Consider the following 327-nt stretch of genomic DNA (forward strand, 5'->3'; position numbering starts at 1 on the left):
TATGGTGACGGATGTTGTCATAAATTCGCTCCTAAATAAATCCATGGCCGCGCCGCCCGGTCCGCTACTTGCCACGCCGTAATATCATCGGCCATTTTCATGCTAAGGTCGATGGCATCAAGCCCTTCAAGCAACATCGCTTTTGCTTCTTCGTCTATCGGGAATGACCAGCTATGCCCTTCACCTATACTAATATTTTGCTCCGCAAGATTGATTGTAGCAGGCAAATGTGCTTGTTCTATGGCTGCAATAGCTTGGGCGTCCAAAACGGCGGGTAGAATGCCGTTACGGACACAATTTCCAGCAAAAATGGGCGCGAAGCTTGGT

1 pseudogene is annotated in these 327 nt (G+C 48.9%); it reads right to left on the reverse strand.

Features of this window, described 5'->3' with window-relative positions:
• Positions 1 to 17: 17 nt before the first annotated feature.
• Positions 18 to 327, reverse strand: a pseudogene (locus tag AB1K62_RS14685) (3-isopropylmalate dehydratase small subunit); the annotation flags it as partial.

Origin of the sequence: Parasphingorhabdus sp. JC815, assembly GCF_040717415.1 — a bacterium.
In the GTDB taxonomy this organism is placed as follows: Bacteria; Pseudomonadota; Alphaproteobacteria; order Sphingomonadales; family Sphingomonadaceae; genus Parasphingorhabdus.